The organism is Salinivibrio sp. MA427, assembly GCF_001996115.1.
In the GTDB taxonomy this organism is placed as follows: Bacteria; Pseudomonadota; Gammaproteobacteria; order Enterobacterales; family Vibrionaceae; genus Salinivibrio; species Salinivibrio costicola.
In genome coordinates this window covers 1-4,348 of the sequence record NZ_MUFH01000227.1, presented here as the reverse complement: position 1 = coordinate 4,348, position 4,348 = coordinate 1, and the positions used below count along the sequence as shown (strand labels likewise).

Annotated in this window: 4 protein-coding genes and 1 pseudogene; 1 reads left to right on the top strand and 4 read right to left on the bottom strand. The window is 46.6% G+C overall.

Translation table 11 applies throughout. The annotated features are described in order from the left end of the window. From BZG79_RS12270 to dhaK, 3 genes and pseudogenes are all read right to left on the bottom strand, one after another. Positions 1-196 (bottom strand): annotated as a pseudogene (locus BZG79_RS12270) (PTS mannose transporter subunit IID); the annotation flags it as partial. 1 nt (position 197) lies between these two features. Further along, on the bottom strand, positions 198-833 hold the full coding sequence (dhaL, locus tag BZG79_RS12265; RefSeq protein ID WP_077774509.1) for a dihydroxyacetone kinase subunit DhaL: 636 nt from the start codon (positions 831-833) through the stop codon (positions 198-200). Positions 834-846: 13 nt separating this feature from the next. Then, positions 847-1,905 (bottom strand): dihydroxyacetone kinase subunit DhaK, encoded by a 1,059-nt coding sequence (gene dhaK / locus BZG79_RS12260; RefSeq protein ID WP_021024313.1) that lies wholly within the window; start codon positions 1,903-1,905, stop codon positions 847-849. 346 nt (positions 1,906-2,251) lie between these two features. On the opposite strand from dhaK, the gene BZG79_RS12255 reads away from it, so the two are divergent. Continuing rightward, complete coding sequence (locus tag BZG79_RS12255; RefSeq protein WP_077461037.1) at positions 2,252-3,334, top strand: glycerol dehydrogenase; 1,083 nt, start codon at positions 2,252-2,254, stop codon at positions 3,332-3,334. A 168-nt stretch (positions 3,335-3,502) separates the two neighbouring features. Here BZG79_RS12255 and BZG79_RS12250 read toward each other — a convergent pair whose 3' ends face one another. Continuing rightward, positions 3,503-4,123, bottom strand: a complete 621-nt coding sequence (locus BZG79_RS12250) for an L-threonylcarbamoyladenylate synthase (RefSeq protein ID WP_077577260.1) — start codon at positions 4,121-4,123, stop codon at positions 3,503-3,505. Between the last annotated feature and the right edge of the window lie 225 nt (positions 4,124-4,348).

Sequence of the window (4,348 nt, the reverse complement as noted above, 5' to 3'; positions counted from 1 at the left end):
CAATAACGCCTTTTTCATCATTCACCCGCTCTATCGCTTCCATGACAGCAATGGTATCGGTACCTATCGGGTTTTCAGGATCATCAACACCTGCAGCAATGGCGATATTCGCTTTGCCTTGGGTCATTTGGGTCGCTAATTCAGCGACCCCCTCAGCAAGGCGACGACTATGAGAGACAACAACAATTCCCACCATCTTAATTACCTGCTATTGCTTGCTTTAGTGCTTTAATCATTAATAGAGAGGACGTTGCACCGGGATCTTGATGGCCGATACTGCGCTCACCTAAATAGCTCGCTCGTCCTTTTTTCGCTTGCATTTCAATGGTGGCTAATACATTCGCTTCTGCGAGATCAACCATCTCATTATGTAAGTGATCAGCACTTGTGCCCTTATCTAACGATGCCTTTATACTCGTCAAAACCGGTAGCCAAACATCACACATGGTTTTGTCGCCTAATTCAGCTTTACCACGAGAAACCACACCATCGACCCCACTTTTTAGCGCGTCGATCAGCTCTTCAAAGGTTAATTGTTCTCGAGTCCCGACAGCCGCCGCTGTGCGAATAAATAACGTGCCATATAAAGGGCCGCTTGCGCCTCCGACACTAGACAATAATGTCATTCCCGTATTTTTTAGAATGCTACCAATGTTTTGCTCGACAATTTGAGGCAGTTTTTCCGCGACTTTCTTAAAGCCACGATTCATGTTGAGACCATGGTCGGCATCGCCGATATCACGATCAAGATCCGTGAGAAAATCTTGGTTGTCTTGATAGGTCGTCGCACACAACTCTAACCAGTGAATAATATGTGTTTTTTCAATTTGCATGTTATTTCCCCTGTTACCAGTTGATCGCGGCAGTATCAACGGGTGCATCAAAAAGTTCTAACATCTCTTTATCCGCTTTGAGTAAGGTGATTGACACCCCTTCCATATCAAGCGACGTACAGAAGTTACCTACCCTATTTCGTACGATGCGGAATCCCGCTTGCTCGCAGTTATGCGCTAGACGGCGATACACGCCGTAAAGCTCAGAAATTGGCGTGCCTCCCATACCATTGACCATCACGATGTAGTCATGATCGGCAGAAAAAGGCTCAATACTAGACACGACCTCATCCCATTCGCCTTCTTCACGATTCCAAATCCGTAACGTGCGCTGATAAGGTGCGTTTTCAGCGAGTTCAGCAAACATGTCATCCACCAAAGTATCGACGTCTGTGTATTGCATGCGTTTAATACCAGGCTCACCATGGATACCAACACCAAACTCCACTTCATTATCTTCTAAGATAAACGACGGCTTACCTGCGGCTGGCACGACACAAGCATTAAGCGCGACACCAAAGGATCGGCACTGGTTATTGACGCGTCGAGCAAGCGCTTCACACTGTGCCAACGTATAACCTTTACTTGCCGCAGCGCCGACTAATTTCTCCACTAACACAGTACCTGCCACGCCACGACGGCCAGCGGTGTAAAGGCTATCTTTCACGGCCACATCATCATCCACCAAGACTGATCCAACACTGATACCATCGGTATGAAGTAGCTCCACGGCCGTTTCAAAATTCAACACATCGCCCGTGTAGTTTTTAATGATAAAAAGCACGCCCTCACCGGTGTTTACTTGGTTACCACACTCATACATTTGATCCGGTGTGGGCGATGTAAAGACTTCTCCCGGGCACGCTCCGGTCAACATACCTTTACCAATAAAACCCGCATGCAATGGCTCATGACCACAACCGCCACCAGACACTAACGCGACTTGTCCTGGTGTTTCCTCATGCCACATATAACGAGGTTCGTAATTGGCCTTTAACTCAGGACGGGACAACGCAAGGCCTTCCATTTGTTGCAAGACAACATCATCGACTTGATTGATTAGTTTTTTCATCGTTCTATCTCATTCCATTTATTTTCACGTAGGGTATTAACTCATCTTAAGCAGAGAAAACAGGGGCTCAACAAAAATTATTTTGTTCCATAGTGGAACAATTTATCTTTTTATTTCGTTTCAATATGGAACATGAATAACGCAAACAGTCTGAATAGTGATCAATGCCATAAAGCAGGGTTTGTCGTTTTTTCTTTCGCGACGGATTTGACACTGCGGTCATAAAAGCTCAATTCAAATCCTCGATATCCTTTCTCGTTTGAGCTGTCAGTCCTAATATAGCGCCTTCCCTACAATGGTTTTTCATTGCAGAAAACACACAGAATAAAGAATAAAGGTCTGAGTTATGGACAAAATAATTATTAGCCCCAGTAAATACGTCCAAGGTGAGCAAGTACTGAGCTCGATTGCACACTATGTAAAAAGTCTTGGTGAGAAACCATTAGCCATCGCTGATGCGTTCGTGACCGACTTGGTGGGTGCAGAGGTAAAACAGAGTTTTGCTGATGAAGAGATATCACTCGCAACCAATATTTTTAATGGCGAGTGTTCGCGTGCTGAGATTGAGCGCATCACCGATATTTGTGCGACACAGCAACATGATGTCATCGTCGGTATTGGCGGCGGGAAAACATTAGATACGGCAAAATCCGTTGCTTTCTATACCAAAATTCCCGTTGTTGTTGTGCCGACCATCGCGTCTACAGATGCGCCAACGTCGGCTCTCGCCGTTATCTATACCCCAGAAGGTGAATTTTCTGAATACTTGATGATTCCTAAAAATCCGGACATGGTGATCATGGATACGTCGATCATCGCTAAAGCACCGGTTCGCTTACTGGTTTCTGGGATGGGTGACGCGCTATCAACTTACTTTGAAGCTCGTGCAAATATGACGTCAGGTAAAGCAACCATGGCCGGTGGGCTTGCGACCCGGTCCGCGCAAGCGCTAGCAAAACTGTGTTATGAAACATTACTTGAAGATGGCTTAAAAGCGAAAATCGCAGTAGAAAATGGTGTGAGTACCAAGGCGGTAGAAAACATTATTGAAGCCAACACCTACCTAAGCGGTATCGGTTTTGAGAGCAGTGGCCTAGCTGGCGCACATGCCATCCATAACGGTCTCACCAAGCTTGAGGAGTGCCACCACCTTTACCATGGCGAGAAGGTGGCATTTGGTACACTTGTTCAACTCGTACTCGAAAACGCGGCAATGGAAGAGATAAATACCGTCCTCGCTTTCTGCCGTTCCGTTGGCCTACCGACCAATCTTTTTGATATGGGCGTAAAAACGCTGAATCATACGACGTTGCGTGCGGTGGCAGAAGCATCAACTGCTGAAGGAGAGACTATCCATAACATGCCATTTCCTGTAACGGCAGATAATGTTTATTCCGCAATTTTAACGGCGCATCAACTGGGTCAATAGTGCATCGCCTACCGCATAAATTGAGACATATCGGATCATAAAAAAACGCCCAGCAAGGTGGCTGGGCGGGAATGGAAGGTCAACCACTGGCTGACGCAACATCAGAACAAGAACATTGCACTGATAATTACGCAGTGCAATGTTTGTTGGTTCACTGGCAATAAAGGATTAATCAAACGGCGTCGAATCACCACGACCCTGGCGTCGAATTTCAGGCGCACCGTCGCTAAAATCGACCACCGTCGTTGGATGCTCACCCAACACCCCACCGTGCATGATCAAATCCACACTGTGTTCTAAATGATCGCGTATCGCTTCGGGATCGGATTCGGTGAAATCATTACCGGGCAGAATCAGCGAGGTCGACATTAGCGGCTCACCCAACGCTTCGAGCAAATCWAGGGCGATTTGATTATCGGGAACACGAATGCCAATGGTCTTACGTTTTGGATTCATCAAACGTTTTGGCACTTCTTTGGTCGCTTTAAAAATAAAGGTATACGACCCTGGGGTATTGTTCCGGATTAGCCGAAACGCAACATTATCCACCCGTGCATACAGTGAAAGCTCAGAAAGATCGCGACATAGCAACGTAAAATTATGATCTTTATCGAGATCACGAATACGGCAAATACGCTCTAGCGCTTGTTTATTCTCAAGCTGACAGCCAAGCGCATAGCCCGAATCAGTCGGATAAATAATCACCCCACCGTTTCGCACAATTTCCACCGCTTGCTTGATCAGCCGCGCTTGCGGATTCTCTGGGTGGACATAAAAAAACTGACTCATGGTTCCTCCTGCTGTAGCTTGACCACGTTTTGGATGCGCACCGCAACCCAGCGATAGTGGCCGACGCGCCGGATAATCCTTATTATCCTTCTATTGTAACGCGTCTGACTGGTTGCTATCTAGTTGATTTATTGATTGCTGTTTCTGCTCGGCAGCCTCTAACCATGCCCAATTCCACCAAAGCGGCTGGCAGTCTTTAGGCAGCCATAGATTTCGGCCTAGCTC

What these genes read in the sequence shown, in the direction of transcription:
- dhaL (WP_077774509.1), bottom strand. Translation starts at nt 833, where the DNA reads ATGCAAATTGAAAAAACACATATTATTCACTGGTTAGAGTTGTGTGCG.
- BZG79_RS12255 (WP_077461037.1), top strand. Translation starts at nt 2,252, where the DNA reads ATGGACAAAATAATTATTAGCCCCAGTAAATACGTCCAAGGTGAGCAA.
- dhaK (WP_021024313.1), bottom strand. Translation starts at nt 1,905, where the DNA reads ATGAAAAAACTAATCAATCAAGTCGATGATGTTGTCTTGCAACAAATG.